Below are 16261 nucleotides of genomic sequence, written 5' to 3' on the forward strand. Positions count from 1 at the left end.
CCCATGTCGGCTGCCCGGCAACCACGTTCACTGCTGTCGGTTTCCCTTGATGTTTCCGTGCACCGTACGTTGGCAGGTGCGCCGGCTTCCGGAAGCCGCGGAACCAAGGTAACGGATGCCCTGCCTCCCCCCACGATCCGTGCAGAAGGTCCGGCGCTCTGGCAGGCAAGGCGTGAAGAGGCCCACCTGTGGATCCTGCCCGTCCCCACCGCGCTACCCGGATCGATGCGATGCGTGACGGGCGAAGCAGGACGCATTGCCGCGGTTGCGCACACCATTCTGGGCCGGCCGAAGGTGGACATCACCGGCAGATGGGAGGGCTCGGGACTGAGCGCGTTGTTCACACTGGCCCGCGCGGTGTCTGAAGCCGAAACCATCCACCACAATCCCGACAACCTGACCCTGAAGGATGTTCTGCCGGCGGACGTCCATGCAGAATGGCAAGCGGCACTGAATGAGTGCGGAATCGATCCAATCGAGCTGGAACGCCTGCGTCCCCACTTCGCGGCCAGAGCGCTGCGCAAGGCCGTCATGGCCAGGCATCGGCTGGAGTCGCCGAAGGCATTCTGCAAGGAGCTGCGCAGGATAGGACGCGCGGGTGGAGCGCGCTACTTCGTGCCGCGCACTGAACTGGCTATCGACATCGCGGCAGCTGACGACTGCGGTAAACCGCATCCTGCACTGGATGACACGACACGGTTTGCGGTGCAGGTCGAACGACTCCGTCGCCTTCACGATACCGCCCGTGTTCAGTCCAAGGCCTGGGCGCAGGGCAATGCCCTTGGCATGTGTGGGCATGACGTGCCTATGGATATGCACGTGACAGCGACTGGCAGCAACGAGCTGGACACGCTTCGACGCGAGGCCTGGCTCAGCGCAGTGGAAACCGTAACTGCGGGAAGATCAACCACGCTTGCGATGCTCGATATTGCAGATGCGTTCGACGGGAATGGCTACATCAGAGCGCTGCGCGAACGCGGTTTCAGCTTCCAGCCGGCGTAGCCACTGAGCTGCGGGCCTGAGTCCGGGCAGCACTCTGCTGCCCGGAGCAATTGCACTCAGCGCAGCGCGACCTTCGGGAAGTCCACCGGCACGTCGAACGCCACGTTGACGTAGTTGGTGAACAGGTTGAGCGCCACATGCGCGAGGATCTCCACGATCTGCTCATCATCGAAGCCAGCCGCGCGCAGCGCCTGCACGTCGCCGTCGGCGATCTGCGCACGCTGCTCGACCACCTTCAACGCGAAGTCGAGCGCCGCCGCAGTGGCCGGGTCGCTGGACTGGCCGATCTGCGCGGCCGCCATCTGCTCGCTGCTGGCACCAGCCTTGCGGCCCAGCGCGGTGTGCGCGGCCAGGCAGTACTCGCAGGCGTTGCGGTTGGCGATGGCCACGGCGATCTGCTCGCCCAGCAGCGGCGACAGGCGACCGCCGCCCAGCGCGCCGAACGAACCCCACATGCTCTGCAGGGCGGCCGGCGAGTTGGCCACGGCGCGGAACATGGCCGGGGTGGCGCCGAAAGCGGCGTGGACCTGGCCCAGCAGGGCCTGGCGGTCGGCGGTGGTGTTGGCGGCATCGATCAGGGGGACACGGGACATGGTGGATCTCCTTGGGAAAGCGCCCGGGATTGGACGACCCGCTCATCCTAGGTAGACTCGCCGGACGCATCAGTCGTAATTCGCCATACATGTTGTCCATACGTCCATGAGCATGCCCGCCGCCGCCCCTGCGCCAGATCGACTCTCCTGCCTGCTGGAACGCTTCCGGGTGCAGGCGGCGCTGTTCTACAGTGGCCCGCTGTGCGGGCGGCATGTCTTCGAGCCGCAGCCCGGTCGTGCGTTCCTGCACATCCTGCGCCAGGGTGAAATGGAAGTTCGCCATCCCGACGGCGATATCGCGCTGCCCCGGCTGAAGATCGACACACCCAGCCTGCTGCTGTACCCGCAGCCGCTGCACCATGTGTTCTTCAACGCGCCGCTGGATGGCCCGGATTTCACCTGCGCCACGCTGGATTTCGATGGCGGTGCGCGCAATCCGATCGTGCAGTCGCTGCCACCGGTGATGGTAGTACCGCTGGCGGCCATCGGCGAACTGGATGACACCCTGCAGCTGCTGTTTGCCGAGGCCGATCGCCAGCGCTGCGGTTCACGGCTGCTGACCAATCGCCTGTTCGAGGTGGCGCTGATCCAGATCCTGCGCTGGGTGGTCGACCACCCGGGTGCAGCGGGCGTCAGTCACGGACTGATGCGCGGGCTGTCCGACGCGAGGCTGGCACGCACGCTGGTGGCGATGCACCAGGCACCGCAGGACGAATGGACGCTGCCCCGGATGGCCGCGACCGCCGGCATGTCGCGCAGCGCATTCGCGGCAGTGTTCAAGGAGGTGATGCAGGCGACGCCGGCCGCTTATCTGCTGGACTGGCGGCTGAGCCTGGCCTGCGCGCAGCTGCGGGCCGGCGTGGCGGTCAAGCAGGTAGCGGTCGAGGTGGGGTTTGCCGATACCGCGTCGTTGTCGAAGGCGTTCCGCAAGCGGCTGGGGGCATCGCCCAGGGCGTGGCTGGCCGCGAGCGCCACGCAGGCTCGGTAAATGGGTGAGGGGTGGAGTCGGCCGCTGGTCGACTATCGCGCGACGCGCGGGATTTTCGTTGTCTGACCGAAGGGCAGCCGACCAGCGGTCGGCTCTACCACGGGCGATCGAAGCGGCATTTCCGTGGCCTGACCGAAGGGCTGCCGACCCGCGGTCGGCTCTACCACGGGCGATGTCGGCGCGCCGGCTGGCCGCTCAACTGGACGTGCCGTCAGACTTTGCCAGCAGCCCGGCGATGCGCTCGGCCACCTGGGCACGTACGCCTTCATCCAGCTGCCCTTCGTACATCGCCTCGTAGATCCACAGGCCGTCGGCCGCCAGGCGCGCCACGAAATTGTCGAGCGTCGTCGGATCCACATTCCCGGCCTCCGGCGCGGACGGTGCCCAGCGCTGAACCGCCGGGCCCCACGGACGCTCACCCGCCTCCGGGTCGGCCGATTCGAGCATGAACATCAGTTCGGCACGGGTGGCGCTCTGGGCCGACACGCGCACGAAGGTCTGGTAACGCTCCAGCGCCGAGGCTTCGTCCGCACGCTTGCCCAGCAGCGTTTCCATGGACGCCTCCCAGGCCTGCGCCAGGTACTCGTCGATCCCGCGCAGCAGCGCCTCGCGCGAGGGAAAGTGGTACAGCAGGCCGCCGCGGGTCAGCCTGGCCTCGGCCGCCACCGACTCGAAGGTCACCGCACGCACGCCGTCACGATTGATCACGTTGACGGCGGCGTCGAGGATGCGGTCGCGCTTGCTGGTTCTCATGGCGTCATTTTACGCGATCGGCCGCGCCCTCACGGCTGCCGGCCCGGCCACGCAGCAGGTGCGCCAGGATCGTCGCGCCCAGCGCCAGTACCGCCGTGATCACCAGCAGCACGCTCTGGTAGCCACGGTCATATGCCGCCGCAGCCAGTGCGAACCAATCACCCTGCCCGCTCTCGCGCGCGGCATGCAGCGCCTGGGTGAAACCCTCGCGGGCAAGCGCGGGCATATCGGCCGAGACCGGCAGGAACACGCTGTACATCGCCGCGCTCAGGCTGCCCAGCATCGCCACCGCCAGCAGGCCACCTAACTCGTAGGACACTTCTTCCACGGAAGACGCCATGCCCGCGCGGTGCGTCGGCACGTTGTTGAGGATGGCCGTGGACGCCACCGAGATGGCCGAACCCATGCCGAAGCCGGTGATCGCCATGCCGGCGATCACCCAACCGAGGCCGTGCGGGAAGCCGAACGCCACCAGGCCGACGCCCAGCGCGCCCGTAGCCAGGCCACCGCAGATCAATGGGCGCAGGCCCACCCGGTGCAGGATGCTGCCGCCCAGCAGCGCACTGGGCAGGCTGCCCAGCGCCGCCACCGACACCAGCAGGCCCGCCTGCAGCGGCGTGAAACCTGCCACCAGCTGGAAGCGCTGCGTGGTGACCAGCTGCAGGCCGGCCATCGCGAACAGGGTGAACACCGCCGAAAGCGTGCCGGCCAGGAACGCCGGATTACGGAAGATAGCGAAGTCCAGCAGCGGGTACGGCAGCTGCTGCTGGCGGCGTGCGAACGCTGCGCCGCTGGTGACAGCCAACAGCAGCGCGCCCGCGCCCAGCGCATACGACGGCGGCGTAGCGATCAGCGACTTGATCGCCAGCACCAGGCCGGACAGTGCCGTCAATGCCAGCAGCGACGAAACCAGATCCCACGGCCGCGAGGTGTCGCGCTGTCCTTCCGGCGCCAGCAGCAGCGTGGCCACGAAGGCGACCACCGCCACCGGCACGTTGATCAGGAACACCGAGCCCCACCAGAAATGCTGCAGCAGCCAGCCGCCAATGATCGGGCCGAGCGCCGCACCGACGATGGCCACCGAACCCCAAATGGCGATGGCGATGTTGCGTTCGCGCTCTTCGTGGAAGCTCAGGCCGATCAGCGCCAGCGTGGCCGGCATCATCGCGGCCGCGCCGACCGCCAGCAACGCACGTGCGGCAATCAGCTGTGCTGCGGAGTCGGCGAACGCCGCTGCCAGCGAGGCGACGCCGAACACCACCAGGCCGATCAGGAACATGCGGCGGTGGCCGATGCGGTCGCCCAGCGTGCCCGCCCCCAGCAGCAGGCCGGCCATTACCAGTGGATAGGCATTGATGATCCACAGCGCCTGGCCGGCGCTGGCCGAGAGTTCCCCAGTCAGTGTGGGCAGTGCGGTGTAGAGCACCGAGTTATCCAGCGTGACCAGCAGCAGGCCGGCGGCGACGGTGAACAACAGTGCCCACCGACGGGCACGCGACAGGGCCGGAGCGCCGGCCAAGGGCTGGGACAGAGCCATGGGAGAACCTGATGGGATGAAGTACCACCGTAACTATACAGGATGTCCGGTATAGTTACGGAAACTGTACCACCGGTTCAGATTGGGGTCCGGCCAATGTTCATGTTGCCGCGCCGCGCCTGCCGAGTGTGGCCGGTGTCAGGGATCATCACCGGCAGTGTTCCGGCAGCGCGGCGATGGCTGATACCACGGCCGCCTGCATGCCCTGCCCTACGGCCATGTCCAGCTCCCCACCTGTATTCCCATGCTGGCGCCGCAGTTCGTCCTCGCACAGCCCGCGCACCCGCGCCCGGGCATTGGCGCGCAGGCTGCTGCACCGCCAATCGGTGCCACCCAGCGGCAACACCGAATACACCACGCTGTTGCAGGCATTGCCGGCCCGCTGCTGCAACGACACCCCACCAAAATCCCGTGGTTCGCTGCTGCGCTGCGGGTCGAAATAGCTGTCCGGGAACGTGCGCGCGTACTGCTCGATGTCCACCGCCAGGCTGCGCCCACCGGCCAGCGGCATCTGCAGCGGCTGGCCGCACGGCGTCGCATCAGCGCGATGCTGGATGTACTGGTAGATCGGCCGGTCCAGCGTTGGATCCTGCTGGGTCACCGCACTGACCGCCGCCAGCACCGGCAACGACGCACGATTGGCCATGCGCGCCAGCAGCCCGGCCTGCGTCGGCTGGCAGCGGTCGCGCACTGTTGCCGCGAGCAGGAACAGCACGTCATTGCGAAACGCGTGGTCATCGCCCAAGCGCTGTTCGATGCGCTGGCGGGCATCGGACGCCGGTGCCGGGAACGCGACTTCCGGCGGCGCAGCGGGTGCAGCCCGCCGCTGCCACCACACCAGCAGCACAACTGCGCCCAGTAGCACCCCGGCAGCCAGGACCCAGCGCCGCCGCATCAGTTGTGGATCGCCGTCAGCGTGGCCGCGGCGGCATCGTAGGACGCGCTGGCAATGTCCGCATCGAAGCGCTTCACCCGCAGGCGGCCGGCCAACCGGTACGGATCCCACAGATCGCCCAGCGCGATCGGCGTCGCCAGGGTCACGTGGATGATCTGGTTCGGCGGCGGTGGCGGCACGTGGATGCAGGCCCCGTAGAACGGCACGAACAGCAGTTCATCCACCAGACCGGCATCGTTGGTGCCGAGCGGTACCACGTAGCCATCCAGGTCCACCGCGCGGCCATCGGCAGCATCGACCACGCGCGAGGAGCCGAACTGCTTGGCGCGATCGGGGCTGGAATGGTCGATCTCCTGCCCCGGCGGCGTGCCCGAGCCGGTGTCGTCGATCAGCCCGCCCACGCCGTCCATCCCATTGCGTGACAGGCCGATCTGCGGGGGCGGGCGCTGATAGGTGACTTCGTCGGGCCGCAACGCGTCCCAACGGTCGATCGGGGCTTCGGCCGTGGCGGAGGGCGCCGGCTTGTCCTGCGGCACGACCGCCACGGCATCGCCGCCCGGCGACGTACAGCCCGCCAGCCACAGGCATCCCAGCATGAGCAAAAGGGGGCTACGGTTCATACGGCCTCAGCTCCGCATCGCGCATGGTGTACGCCGAGCCGGCCAGATCGTCATCCAGCCGTTCGGCACGCAGGGTGCCGGCCAGGAAGAACGGCGAGTACATGTCCGGCATCTCGATCGGGCGCGGCAGCACCACGTGCACGATCTGGTTCGGCGGCGGCGGCGGCACGTGGATGCAGGCGCCGTAGTACGGCACGAACAGGAATTCGGTCAGCCGCCCGTCCTGCGCATTGGCCAGCGGTACCACGTAGCCTGGCAGGCGCACCGGTCGCTGCAGGACCGTGTCCACCGTGCGGAAGGTGCCGAACTGCGGCATGCGCCGGTTGCCGTTGTGCTCGACCTCCGGGCCCTCGCCCCGCTCCAGCGCGGCCAGCTCATCCTTCGGCATCATCTGCAACCAGTCCAGCTCCTGCTCCGCAGCGCCTGCAGGGTCCTCGCGGTCGACCACCGGCGCGGGTGGCAAGGCCTGTAAGCCCGTATCCACCGGCCGCTCGCAGGCTGCCAGCGCCAGCACCATCGGCAATGACAGCATCCAGCGCATGCTCAGCCTCCCGGTGAAAGGCCATCGGCCAAGGTGCGCCGGTAGGCCAGCAATGCCGGCACCAGCCCAGCCACCGCACTGATCGCCAGCACCCCCGCCACCCACGCCAGCTCGCGGCCATCCGGCCAGACATGGGTGATCGACAGGCCGAAGGTGGCCAGTACCCAGCCGCGCCCGGCAATGCTGGCGACCACCAGCAGCGACAGGGCCAGCACGCACGCCACCGCACTGGTCGCCACCGCTTCCACCACCAGCAGGCCGGCGATGTAACCCGGCCGTGCCCCGGTGGCACGCAGGATGGCCATCTCACGCCGCCGCTCCTGCAGGGTCGAGACCAGCAGCGCCACCAGCGAAACCATGCCCAGCAGCACCACCATCGCACTGATCAGCTGCAACGCCCGCTCGGCGGTACCCAGCGACTGCCATAGCTGCTGCAGCGTCACGCCGGGCAGGATCGCCAGCATCGCCTCGTCCGGGTACTCGTTGATCCTGCGCTGCACCGAGAACGTCGCGATGCGCGAGTTCAGGCCGAGCATGAAGGCGGTGATGCTGGTCGGGGTCAGGTCCAGATGACGCGCCTGCTCGGCGCTGACGCTCTGGCTGCGCAGCTGCACGCCCGAGCGCCAGTCGACATGGATCGCCTCGATGGCCGCCAGCGAGACCAGCAGCGACGAGTCGACCTGCGTGCCGGTGCGCTGCAGGATGCCGGTGACACGGAATGGCTTGTCGGCGTGCCTGGCCAGGGTGACTGCGCCGGTGCCGTGCGCCAGCACGATCTCATCACCGAGGACGACCTTCTGTGCCTGTGCCACCTCGGCACCGATCACCACGTCATACAGGTCATCGAACGGCCGTCCGCTCGCAAATGCAAGCACGTGCCCGGCGCCGTAGCGGTAGTGCTCGAAATAGGCATCGCTGGTACCGACCACGCGGTAGCCGCGCCAGGAATCGCCCAGCGAAAGCGGCACCGCCCACTTCACCTGCGGCATTGCGGACAGCGCCTGGTAGGACTGCCAGGACACGTTGTTGGTCGGGTCGCCGATATGGAACACCGAGTACAGCAGCAGGTTCACCGGCCCCGAACGCGCACCGACGATCAGGTCGGTACCGGACACGGTGCTGGCGAAGCCTTCGTGTGCTTGCGTGCGCACGCGCTCGACGCCCAGCAACAGCACCACGCTGAGGGTGATGACCAGCACGGTCAGGCCCACGCTCACGGCACGGCTGCGCAGGCTGGCCCAGGCAAGCTCAAGCATGGCCGGCACCTGCCTGGTTGATCTGAGACAGGGCAATCGTGCGGTCGAACAACCGCTCCAGGCTGTCGTCATGGCTGACCACCAGCACCGTGGTGCCGGCCGCCTGGCACTGCGCAGACATCAGCTGCAGGAACGCGGTGGCCGCGTCGCGATCGAGCGCCGAGGTTGGCTCATCTGCCAGCAGCAACGCCGGGCGGCCGATCAGGGCGCGTGCCGCCGCCACGCGCTGCTGCTGGCCAACGCTGAGTGTGCCTGCGCGCCGCTGCATCAGCGCCGGGTCCAGCTGCAGGGCCTGCAGCAGGCGGGTGATCTCGGCATCCACCGGGCCGCTGATGCGCGCGCTGCGCACGCGCGAGAAGCGCAGGCCCAGTGCGATGTTGTCGCGCACGCTCAGAAACGGCAGCAGGTTGAACTGCTGGAAGATCACGCCCAGGTGGTCGGCACGGAAGCGGTCGCGTGCGGCGCCACGCATCGCCTGCAGTGCGTGGCCGGCGACCTCCACGCTGCCCTTGCCGGGCAGCAACACGCCCGCCAGCAGGCCCAGCAGCGTGCTCTTCCCGCCACCGCTGATCCCGCGCAGCAGCACGCTGCTGCCCTGCTCGATCCACAGCCGCGGCACATCCAGCACCAGGCGCCGGCCATAGCCGAACTGCACGCCATCCAACGCGATCACCGGTCGCAGGCTCACGGTGCCAGCACCACGCGCAGGTTGTCCGCAGTCAACACGCTGCGGTTCTGGCCGCGAGCCGTGGCGCTGTTGACGATCACTTCGTGCAGGCCCGGGAACAGTACGGGCAGGCGCACGACCATGGCCCGCAGCTCGGCCGGCCTGGCGCAGTGGTACTGCAGCGTTGCGCTGAACCCCGCGTGCCGGTGCTGGCCTGGCGGCGGCGCGGCAGCCGACGCATCGAAGCCCTCGGCCTTGGCATCGTTGCCGGAAAGGCGGCAGCCCGCCGCGGTAGGCAGGGTGACCCAGCTGCCCCCCTTCAACAGCGCAGTCGCTCGCGCCAGCGCGGCCTGCTCTACCGCATTGGCCGGCGGCCGCTCGAAATCAAGGATGCCGATGCCGGGGGCCTGCAGGGCGAACTCCAGTGTCTGCTGGTCAAGCGCAACATCGACGGTGGCCTGGCCGTGCACATGCGCACCCAACTGGCGGACGTCATGGGCCTGCGCGGTGCTGGCCGTCAGCAGCAGGAAAAGAGCAGCAGAACGCTTCATGGGGATCCCCCGGTTGTTACTATGTAACATTATGGACCACACCCCCACGACGCCCGCAAGGGCCCTGGCCCAGCCGCCACGTTCGGCACGCTGGCACCCCCGCTTCGATCTTGCCGGTGCCTGGCTGTCCCTGGCCTGCGCCGCCCATTGCATCGCCCTCCCCTTACTGCTGGCCTTCGTGCCGGCAGCGATGATGGCGCTGCGCTCGTTCCAGCATCCCGGCCATGGCGCCATGACATGGCTGCTGATGATGTCGCGCTGGGAGTGGCTGTTCGCGCTGCTGGCCTCCTCGCTGGCCTTGGCGAGTACCTTGGCCGGGGTGTATCGGCATCGGTACTGGTGCCCCCTGCGGTTGGCGTGCGTCGGCGCCATCCTGCTGTTGTCGGCCTCGCTGTACCTGCCGTTGAAGGAATCGCTGCTCTGGCACGGCGTGGCGACAGCCAGCGGTGGCGTGCTGCTGGCATGCGCGCATATCGGAAACCGGCGCGCGCTGCACAACCGCCGGTAGTGCCGGCCGCTGGCCGGCAGCGGCGGTGATCCAGCAGATGGGGAAGCCGGCCAGCGGCCGGCTCTACCGATCTTTATTCATCGAACGGACGCTGCCCCAGCGTCTGCTCCCCATGGTCGACGAAACAGGGCGTGCCGTTGCGCGCCCGGTAGTGCCGGCCGCTGGCCGGCAGCGGCGGGGATCCAGCAGATGGGGAAGCCGGCCAGCGACCGGCTCTACCGATCTCTATTTTTCGAACGGTCGCTGGCCGAGCGTCTGTGTGACATGGTCGACGAAACAGGTGATGCGCGCCGTTGCGCACCCGGTAGTGCCGGCCGCTGGCCGGCAGCGGCGGTGATCCAGCAGATGGGGAAGCCGGCCAGCGGCCGGCTCTACCGATCTTTATTCATCGAACGGGCGCTGGCCGAGCGTCTGTGTGACATGGTCGACGAAGCAGGTGATGCGCGCGGCCAGCGCGGTGTTGCGGTAGTACACCGCGTTGATCGGCTGCCGCACCTCCTGCGTCTGCCTGGCCAACAGCTGCACCAGTCGGCCCTCGCGCCGGTCCTGGCCGGTCAGGAAGTCGGACAGGCAGGCGATGCCCAGCCCGGCCACCGCCATCTGCCGCAGTGTCTCGCCACTGGATGAAGCGATGGCCGGCGCGATCACGAAAGGCCCGCCATCGGCATCCTGCAGCGGCCATTCGTTCAAGGAGCTGGGCTGGGTGAAACCCAGCAGGTCGTGCTCGCGCAGTTGCTCCGCGCGCGTAGGCGTGCCGTGCCGTCGCAGGTACTCGGGGCTGGCCAGCACGCGGATGCGACTGTGGCCGATCGGCCGCGCATGCAGGGTCGAATCGCGCAAGACGCCGATGCGGAACGCCACATCGGTGCGCTTTTCGATCAGGTCGGTGATGCCCTCGTTGGAATTCAACTCCAGCTCCACCTGCGGGTAGCGCTCGCGGAAGCCCTCCAGCAGCGGCACGATCACGTGCAGCATGAACGGCGTGGCCGCGTCCACGCGCAGGCGCCCGACCGGCTGCAGCCGCCGCGCCGCCATCTGTTCCTCGGCCTCGTCAACCGTGGCCAGGATCGTGCGCGCGTACTCCAGGAACGCCGCGCCTTCCTCGGTCAATTCCAGCCGGCGCGTGGTCCGCCGCAGCAGCGTGGTCTGCAGCTTGTCCTCCAACCGCGCCAGGGTGCGGCTGGTGGCCGAGATGGTCAGCTCCAGCGCCTCGGCCGCCGCCGTGATCGAGCCACCATCGACCACCGCCACGAAGGCCTTCAGCTCATCCAGGGTGGTTTTCATTATTTACCTCGCTGCAAAAGCATTTCCCGTATACACGGCTTAATCAACAAATGTAAAGCGCCCACACTTCGCCCTGTCCCGAGCCCGCCGGCTCTCAACGAAGTCCCTGGAGTCCATCATGAGCGTTCCTTCCTTTGGCGTCGGCACCTTCCGCCTGACCGGCCAGACCGTCATCAACTCGGTGCGCAACGCCCTCGACGTCGGCTACCGTGCGGTCGACACGGCGCAGATCTACGGCAACGAAGCCGAGGTCGGCCAGGCCATCGCCGAATCCGGCGTCCGGCGCGACCAGCTGTTCCTGACCACCAAGATCTGGGTGGACAACTACGCCGTCGACAAGCTGATCCCGAGCCTGCGCGACAGCCTGGCCAAGTTGCGCACCGACTACGTCGACCTGCTGCTGATCCACTGGCCGGCGCCGGGCAATGGCGTTGAACTGCGCGAGTACATGACCGCGCTGGCCAAAGCCAAGACGCTGGGCCTGACCCGCCAGATCGGTGTGTCCAACTTCAACATCGAACTGACCCGGCAGGCCATCGCGGTGGTCGGCGCCGGCGAGATCGCCACCAACCAGATCGAACTGAGCCCCTACCTGCAGAACCCGGCACTGACTGCTTTCCTGCAGGATCAGGGCATCACCGTGACCTCCTACATGACCCTGGCCTACGGCAAGGTGCTGAAGGACCCGGTGCTGGCCGCCATCGCCGACAAGCACCAGGCCACCGTAGCCCAGGTCGCGCTGGCGTGGGCGCTGCAACGGGGCTACGCGGTCATCCCGTCCTCGACCAAGCGCGAGAACCTGGCCAGCAACCTGCTCGCCCAGGACCTGCGCCTGGATGCCGACGACATGGCCGCGATCGCCGCGCTTGACCGCAACGGCCGCGAAGTCGATCCGCCGGGCCTGGCCCCGGCCTGGGACTGAGGAGCCTGGCCATGGGCAGTGCGTTGGCGCGGCTGCAGGCCGGGGGTTTCAGCATCGGCATCGAAGCACCGCTGGACAATGACTGGACGCCGCTGGGCGAACAGGCGCGACGCGCCGCGCGACGCCTGCCCGGCCAACCGGACCTGCAGCGCCATGCGGAGCTGGCACGGCTGGCCGACCGCCTCGGCTTCCGTGCGCTGTGGGTACGCGACGTGCCGGTGTACGACCCGGCCTTCGGCGATGCGGCGCAGGTGTTCGAGGTGTTCAGTTACCTCGGCTACCTGGCCGGCATCACCGAGCAGATCCTGCTGGGCACCGGTGCGGTGGTGCTGCCGATCCGCGAGCCATTGCTGACCCTGAAGTCGGCGCGCAGCGTGCAGCGGCTCAGCGGCGACCGCCTGCTGCTGGGCGTGGCCAGTGGCGACCGCCCGGTGGAGTACCCGCTGTTCGGCCGCGACTTCGACAGCCGTGGCAGCCGCTTCCGCGAGCAGATCGCACTGTTGCGCGAAGGCGCCGCCGCGCACCTGCCGCAGGGCTTGGACGTGCTGCCCGCGGATGGCCCGGCCCTGCCGCTGTTCGTGGCCGGCCTGGCCCAGCAGCAACCGGCGTGGATCGGCCAGCACATGGACGGCTGCCTGGCCTACCCGGGCACGCCACAGGACCATGCGCAACGCGTGGCGGCCTGGCGCGCCGTGGCCGGCAACAAACCGTATGCCAGCTTCATCCATCTGGACCTGGTGCCCGATGCCGATGCCCCTCTGCAGCGCTGGCGCTTCGGCCTGCGCGGCGGCCGCAACGCCCTGCTGGCCGAGCTGCATGCCATGCAGGCCGCCGGTGTCGACCACATCGGCCTGCAGTTCCGCCGCAATGAACGGCCGTTGGCCGAAACCTTCCACGAAATCGCCGAGTACGTGCTGCCGCGCTTCCCGGCCCATGCCGGCGCCGCCGCGACGGCCTGACAGTTACCGGAGCTTTGCCATGAAGATGAAGACCCTGGCCGCCCTTGCGCTGGCCACCCTGCCGCTGTCCTTCCAGGCTAGTGCCGAGGACTGGTATCCCTCTGCCTACGGTGCCAATGACGAGATCGGCGCGGCCAACCTGCTGACCGCGGACGTGGTCAAACACGCTGTCTCGCTGGTCAGGACCGGCAAGACCTATCCGCTGGCGGTGCCGGTGGACAAGAACCTGCCCGCGTTCCGCCACCGCAGCTTCCGCCTGTACAACGTGCAGGTCGGCCAGCAGGCCGGCACGTCGCTGGGCCCCAACAGGTTCACCTTCAACGATGAACTGGTGAACGCCTGGACCGGCGTTGGCACCCAGCTCAACGGCATCGGCCATATCGGCATCGACAACGTCTACTACAACGGCAACAGGGCTGCCGACTTCGTCACCGTGGACGGTGTGCGCAAGCTCGGCGTCGAGAAGGTACCGCCAATGGTCACCCGCGGCGTGGTGCTGGACATGACCGCGTACTACGGCAAGGCGATCGTGCCCGGCGGCACCGTGTTCACCGTCGCCGACATCCAGGCCGTGCTGAAGAAGCAGGGCCTGAGCCTGCGCAAGGGCGACGTGGTGCTGTTCAACACCGGCTGGCTGGAACTGATCGGCAAGGACAACACGCAATTCCTGGCAGTGGAACCGGGTATCGGCATGGAGGCCGCGAAGTGGCTGGCCGACCAGGGCATCGTCGCCTTCGGTGGCGACACCTGGGCCTCGGAGGTCTACCCGAACCCGGACGGTGCCGAGGAATTTCCGGTCAACCAGTACATGCTGGCCAAGCGCGGCATCTACAACCTGGAGCTGATCGACAGCCGTGCCCTGGTGCGCGACAAGGCCTGGGAATTCCTGTTCGTACTCGGCCAGCCGCTGTACGTCGGCTCGACCCAGGTCAACATCAACCCGGTGGCGATTCGATGAGCGCTGCCACCGACCTGCCCGTGTTCGCTGGCCGCCGTTTCCGCGTCTGCTATGACGGCCTGGCGGCCGACAATGCCTACAGCGCCGATGGTCGCCACGTGCAGTACGTCATCGTCTCCGGCGCCTATGCCGGCGCACGTGGCGAAGCCGCCTGCGAGTGGCAACAGATCAGCGACGGGATCTATGCCATTTCGTGGCAGGAAGCCGACGGCGCCACGGTGGTGCATGTCGACGACTTCGTGGGTGGGCGTTCGCTGGCCTGGTTCACCGCCCCCGATGGGAGTTTCCATCGCATGCAGGGGCCGCTGCACGCGCTGTGATGCCGGCCAGCGGCCGGCACTACCCAAGCAATACCCCACTCTGTTTGACCGGGCCCGGTATTGCCGGCCGCTGGCCGGCACCCTCGAACGAGTCGAACACCCCAGTCACCCAGTCGATGAACACCCGCAACCGCGGCGACGGCGTGCGGTTGCGCGGGTAGACCAGGCTCAAAGGGCTTGGCGTCGGCGGCGCCTCAGGCAACAGCTCGACCAGCTGCCCGCGCGCGATATACGGGTCCATCCGGTAGCGCGGTGCCTGGATGATGCCCAGGCCTGCGAGCGCAGCACCAAGGAAGGCGTCCGCACCGGACACACGCACCCGCGCCGGCAGCGGCAGGTAGCGCACCTGCCCGCCCTGCTGGAACTCCAGCGGAATCAGCTGGCCGCTGGCGCTGGAGCGGTAGCCGACCATCTCGTGGCCGTCCCGCAGGGCATCGATGCTGCCCGGCGCGCCCCTGGCCTGCACATAGCTTGGCGAGGCCACCGTCACCTCGCGCAGCATCGTCAACCGGCGCGCCGCCAGATCGCTGTCGGCCAGCGTCCCCACCCGCAACGCCGCATCCACGCCTTCGCGCAACAGGTCGACATAACGGTCGCCTTCACTGACGTCCAGCTCGATCTCCGGGTAGCGCCGCAGGAATTCCGGCAGGTGCGGAAACAGCAGGTGCCGGCCCAGCGTGCCATGCACTTCAATGCGCAACGGGCCGCGTGGCGGCGCGTCACGGAACGCGGCCTCCGCATCATCCATGTCGGCGATCAGGCGCAGGCAACGGCCATAGAAGGCCTCGCCTTCGAGCGTTGGCACCACCCGCCGCGTGGTCCGGTGCAGCAGGCGCACGCCCAGCCGCTGTTCCAGTGCCTTGATCGCGTCGGTCACCGTGGCCCGTGGCAGGCCCAAGTCCTCGGAAGCCCGGGTGAAGCTGCGGCGCTCGACGATACGGACGAAGGCGCGCATGGCCGTGAAGCGATCCATTGTTCGGTGATCCGGATGATGTTGGCGGATTATGCAGGATTATCCGAACGGGCAATGGCGCGAAGATGGCCCTGCGCCACTCCGGCGTGCCCACTGGAAACCACCATGACCCCCTCCCCCGTCCGCTCTGTCGCCCTGGTTACCGGCGGCTCCCGTGGCATCGGCGCCGCCATCTCCCGCCGGCTCGCCGCCGACGGCCACGCGGTCGCGATCAACTATGCGGGCCGCCGCGACGACGCCGAAGCCTTGGCGGCCGAACTCAGCGCAGCCGGCGCGCAGGCCATCGCATTGCAGGCCGATGTCGCCGATCCGCAGGCCATGCGTCAGCTGTTCGATGCCATCGAAGCCCGTTTCGGCGGTATCGACGTGGTGGTCAACAGCGCCGGTGTGCTGCAGCTGGCGCCGCTGGCCGACACCGACGACGCATTGTTCGAGCGGGTCATCGGCATCAACCTCAAGGGCGCCTTCAATGTGCTGCGCGAAAGCGCGCGCCGGGTGCGCGACAGTGGCCGCATCATCACCCTGTCCACCAGCGTGGTCGGCACCCGGCTGGAGAACTACAGCGCGTACGCCGCCAGCAAGGCGGCAGTGGAAACCATGAGCGCGATCCTCAGCAAGGAGCTGCGCGGGCGCAACATCACCGTGAATGCGGTGGCGCCCGGCCCGACCGCCACCGACTTGTTCCTGGACGGCAAGCCGCCCGAGCTGATCGAGCGGCTGGCGAAGATGAACCCGCTGGAGCGGCTGGGCACGCCGGAAGACATCGCCCGTGCAGTGGCCTTCCTGGTGGGTGTCGATGGCGGCTGGATCAACGGCCAGGTGCTGCGCGCCAACGGCGGAATGGTGTAGATCGCACAGATGGCATCCACGCATGGCGCGACGCCCTTGTAGAGCCGAGCCCATGCTCGGCTGCTCTTCGCGCAAAGGCCAGAAG

At 68.1% G+C, this 16261-nt stretch carries 19 protein-coding genes; 8 read left to right on the forward strand and 11 right to left on the reverse strand.

The window, feature by feature from the left end:
- Positions 1 to 3 precede the first annotated feature (3 nt).
- A complete protein-coding gene (locus ACSDHM_RS09715; protein WP_111007771.1) occupies positions 4 to 1002 on the forward strand; it encodes a TraB/GumN family protein in 999 nt (332 codons plus the stop codon).
- Positions 1003 to 1058: 56 nt separating this feature from the next.
- Here ACSDHM_RS09715 and ACSDHM_RS09720 read toward each other — a convergent pair whose 3' ends face one another.
- Positions 1059 to 1595, reverse strand: a complete 537-nt coding sequence (locus tag ACSDHM_RS09720; protein ID WP_072168797.1) for a carboxymuconolactone decarboxylase family protein — start codon at positions 1593 to 1595, stop codon at positions 1059 to 1061.
- 106 nt (positions 1596 to 1701) lie between these two features.
- On the opposite strand from ACSDHM_RS09720, the gene ACSDHM_RS09725 reads away from it, so the two are divergent.
- Positions 1702 to 2583, forward strand: a complete 882-nt coding sequence (locus tag ACSDHM_RS09725) for an AraC family transcriptional regulator (RefSeq protein ID WP_439426921.1) — start codon at positions 1702 to 1704, stop codon at positions 2581 to 2583.
- A 195-nt stretch (positions 2584 to 2778) separates the two neighbouring features.
- On the opposite strand, the gene ACSDHM_RS09730 is transcribed toward ACSDHM_RS09725, so the two are convergent.
- The 8 genes from ACSDHM_RS09730 to ACSDHM_RS09765 all read right to left on the reverse strand — a co-directional run bounded on the left by ACSDHM_RS09730 (position 2779) and on the right by ACSDHM_RS09765 (position 9403).
- Complete coding sequence (locus ACSDHM_RS09730; protein WP_072168799.1) at positions 2779 to 3336, reverse strand: TetR/AcrR family transcriptional regulator; 558 nt, start codon at positions 3334 to 3336, stop codon at positions 2779 to 2781.
- Between the two features lie 4 nt (positions 3337 to 3340).
- A complete protein-coding gene (locus tag ACSDHM_RS09735; RefSeq protein WP_088497545.1) occupies positions 3341 to 4873 on the reverse strand; it encodes an MFS transporter in 1533 nt (510 codons plus the stop codon).
- Positions 4874 to 5021: 148 nt separating this feature from the next.
- Positions 5022 to 5768, reverse strand: a complete 747-nt coding sequence (locus ACSDHM_RS09740) for a hypothetical protein (RefSeq protein WP_072168800.1) — start codon at positions 5766 to 5768, stop codon at positions 5022 to 5024.
- Complete coding sequence (locus tag ACSDHM_RS09745) at positions 5768 to 6388, reverse strand: DUF3299 domain-containing protein (protein WP_072168801.1); 621 nt, start codon at positions 6386 to 6388, stop codon at positions 5768 to 5770. The genes ACSDHM_RS09740 and ACSDHM_RS09745 overlap by 1 nt, the downstream gene beginning before the upstream one ends.
- Positions 6378 to 6929 (reverse strand): DUF3299 domain-containing protein, encoded by a 552-nt coding sequence (locus ACSDHM_RS09750; RefSeq protein ID WP_072168802.1) that lies wholly within the window; start codon positions 6927 to 6929, stop codon positions 6378 to 6380. Before ACSDHM_RS09750 ends, ACSDHM_RS09745 begins: the two co-directional genes overlap by 11 nt.
- 2 nt (positions 6930 to 6931) lie before the next feature.
- Positions 6932 to 8185: an ABC transporter permease gene (locus ACSDHM_RS09755; RefSeq protein WP_072168803.1), complete on the reverse strand. Its 1254-nt coding sequence runs from the start codon at positions 8183 to 8185 to the stop codon at positions 6932 to 6934.
- Positions 8178 to 8873 carry an ATP-binding cassette domain-containing protein gene (locus ACSDHM_RS09760; RefSeq protein ID WP_061479410.1) on the reverse strand — a complete coding sequence of 232 codons (696 nt, stop codon included), beginning with the start codon at positions 8871 to 8873 and terminating at the stop codon, positions 8178 to 8180. The genes ACSDHM_RS09755 and ACSDHM_RS09760 overlap by 8 nt, the downstream gene beginning before the upstream one ends.
- Positions 8870 to 9403, reverse strand: a complete 534-nt coding sequence (locus ACSDHM_RS09765; RefSeq protein WP_072168804.1) for a ZrgA family zinc uptake protein — start codon at positions 9401 to 9403, stop codon at positions 8870 to 8872. The genes ACSDHM_RS09760 and ACSDHM_RS09765 overlap by 4 nt, the downstream gene beginning before the upstream one ends.
- Positions 9404 to 9434: 31 nt before the next feature.
- Between ACSDHM_RS09765 and ACSDHM_RS09770 the strand changes: the two genes are divergently transcribed.
- The gene (locus tag ACSDHM_RS09770; protein WP_151355310.1) at positions 9435 to 9911 is read left to right on the forward strand and encodes a MerC domain-containing protein; all 477 of its coding nucleotides are present in this window, start codon (positions 9435 to 9437) and stop codon (positions 9909 to 9911) included.
- Between the two features lie 381 nt (positions 9912 to 10292).
- Here ACSDHM_RS09770 and ACSDHM_RS09775 read toward each other — a convergent pair whose 3' ends face one another.
- Entirely contained in the window at positions 10293 to 11195 is a 903-nt protein-coding gene (locus ACSDHM_RS09775) for a LysR family transcriptional regulator (RefSeq protein ID WP_111007773.1), read from the reverse strand.
- Between the two features lie 118 nt (positions 11196 to 11313).
- Between ACSDHM_RS09775 and dkgB the strand changes: the two genes are divergently transcribed.
- Genes dkgB through ACSDHM_RS09795 form a run of 4 tightly spaced genes read left to right on the forward strand, consistent with a single transcriptional unit; the run spans position 11314 to position 14354 of the window.
- A complete protein-coding gene (gene dkgB / locus ACSDHM_RS09780; RefSeq protein ID WP_439426922.1) occupies positions 11314 to 12117 on the forward strand; it encodes a 2,5-didehydrogluconate reductase DkgB in 804 nt (267 codons plus the stop codon).
- Between the two features lie 11 nt (positions 12118 to 12128).
- Complete coding sequence (locus ACSDHM_RS09785) at positions 12129 to 13076, forward strand: TIGR03571 family LLM class oxidoreductase (RefSeq protein WP_334271165.1); 948 nt, start codon at positions 12129 to 12131, stop codon at positions 13074 to 13076.
- A 19-nt stretch (positions 13077 to 13095) separates the two neighbouring features.
- A complete protein-coding gene (locus ACSDHM_RS09790) occupies positions 13096 to 14034 on the forward strand; it encodes a cyclase family protein (protein ID WP_198422623.1) in 939 nt (312 codons plus the stop codon).
- Positions 14031 to 14354 (forward strand): MoaF-related domain-containing protein, encoded by a 324-nt coding sequence (locus ACSDHM_RS09795; protein ID WP_111007777.1) that lies wholly within the window; start codon positions 14031 to 14033, stop codon positions 14352 to 14354. Before ACSDHM_RS09790 ends, ACSDHM_RS09795 begins: the two co-directional genes overlap by 4 nt.
- Positions 14355 to 14373: 19 nt before the next feature.
- Here ACSDHM_RS09795 and ACSDHM_RS09800 read toward each other — a convergent pair whose 3' ends face one another.
- Positions 14374 to 15327 (reverse strand): LysR family transcriptional regulator, encoded by a 954-nt coding sequence (locus tag ACSDHM_RS09800; RefSeq protein WP_334271164.1) that lies wholly within the window; start codon positions 15325 to 15327, stop codon positions 14374 to 14376.
- A 105-nt stretch (positions 15328 to 15432) separates the two neighbouring features.
- Here ACSDHM_RS09800 and ACSDHM_RS09805 point away from each other — a divergent pair, with 105 nt between their 5' ends.
- Positions 15433 to 16176 (forward strand): SDR family oxidoreductase, encoded by a 744-nt coding sequence (locus ACSDHM_RS09805; protein ID WP_439426923.1) that lies wholly within the window; start codon positions 15433 to 15435, stop codon positions 16174 to 16176.
- The last annotated feature ends 85 nt before the right edge of the window (positions 16177 to 16261 follow it).

It is taken from the genome of Stenotrophomonas sp. T8 (assembly GCF_051853085.1).
Classification (GTDB): domain Bacteria; phylum Pseudomonadota; class Gammaproteobacteria; order Xanthomonadales; family Xanthomonadaceae; genus Stenotrophomonas; species Stenotrophomonas sepilia.

What these genes read in the sequence shown, in the direction of transcription:
- ACSDHM_RS09715 (WP_111007771.1), top strand. Translation starts at nt 4, where the DNA reads ATGTCGGCTGCCCGGCAACCACGTTCACTGCTGTCGGTTTCCCTTGAT.
- ACSDHM_RS09720 (WP_072168797.1), bottom strand. Translation starts at nt 1,595, where the DNA reads ATGTCCCGTGTCCCCCTGATCGATGCCGCCAACACCACCGCCGACCGC.
- ACSDHM_RS09725 (WP_439426921.1), top strand. Translation starts at nt 1,702, where the DNA reads ATGAGCATGCCCGCCGCCGCCCCTGCGCCAGATCGACTCTCCTGCCTG.
- ACSDHM_RS09730 (WP_072168799.1), bottom strand. Translation starts at nt 3,336, where the DNA reads ATGAGAACCAGCAAGCGCGACCGCATCCTCGACGCCGCCGTCAACGTG.
- ACSDHM_RS09735 (WP_088497545.1), bottom strand. Translation starts at nt 4,873, where the DNA reads ATGGCTCTGTCCCAGCCCTTGGCCGGCGCTCCGGCCCTGTCGCGTGCC.
- ACSDHM_RS09740 (WP_072168800.1), bottom strand. Translation starts at nt 5,768, where the DNA reads ATGCGGCGGCGCTGGGTCCTGGCTGCCGGGGTGCTACTGGGCGCAGTT.
- ACSDHM_RS09745 (WP_072168801.1), bottom strand. Translation starts at nt 6,388, where the DNA reads ATGAACCGTAGCCCCCTTTTGCTCATGCTGGGATGCCTGTGGCTGGCG.
- ACSDHM_RS09750 (WP_072168802.1), bottom strand. Translation starts at nt 6,929, where the DNA reads ATGCGCTGGATGCTGTCATTGCCGATGGTGCTGGCGCTGGCAGCCTGC.
- ACSDHM_RS09755 (WP_072168803.1), bottom strand. Translation starts at nt 8,185, where the DNA reads ATGCTTGAGCTTGCCTGGGCCAGCCTGCGCAGCCGTGCCGTGAGCGTG.
- ACSDHM_RS09765 (WP_072168804.1), bottom strand. Translation starts at nt 9,403, where the DNA reads ATGAAGCGTTCTGCTGCTCTTTTCCTGCTGCTGACGGCCAGCACCGCG.
- ACSDHM_RS09770 (WP_151355310.1), top strand. Translation starts at nt 9,435, where the DNA reads ATGGACCACACCCCCACGACGCCCGCAAGGGCCCTGGCCCAGCCGCCA.
- ACSDHM_RS09775 (WP_111007773.1), bottom strand. Translation starts at nt 11,195, where the DNA reads ATGAAAACCACCCTGGATGAGCTGAAGGCCTTCGTGGCGGTGGTCGAT.
- dkgB (WP_439426922.1), top strand. Translation starts at nt 11,314, where the DNA reads ATGAGCGTTCCTTCCTTTGGCGTCGGCACCTTCCGCCTGACCGGCCAG.
- ACSDHM_RS09785 (WP_334271165.1), top strand. Translation starts at nt 12,129, where the DNA reads ATGGGCAGTGCGTTGGCGCGGCTGCAGGCCGGGGGTTTCAGCATCGGC.
- ACSDHM_RS09790 (WP_198422623.1), top strand. Translation starts at nt 13,096, where the DNA reads ATGAAGATGAAGACCCTGGCCGCCCTTGCGCTGGCCACCCTGCCGCTG.
- ACSDHM_RS09795 (WP_111007777.1), top strand. Translation starts at nt 14,031, where the DNA reads ATGAGCGCTGCCACCGACCTGCCCGTGTTCGCTGGCCGCCGTTTCCGC.
- ACSDHM_RS09800 (WP_334271164.1), bottom strand. Translation starts at nt 15,327, where the DNA reads ATGGATCGCTTCACGGCCATGCGCGCCTTCGTCCGTATCGTCGAGCGC.
- ACSDHM_RS09805 (WP_439426923.1), top strand. Translation starts at nt 15,433, where the DNA reads ATGACCCCCTCCCCCGTCCGCTCTGTCGCCCTGGTTACCGGCGGCTCC.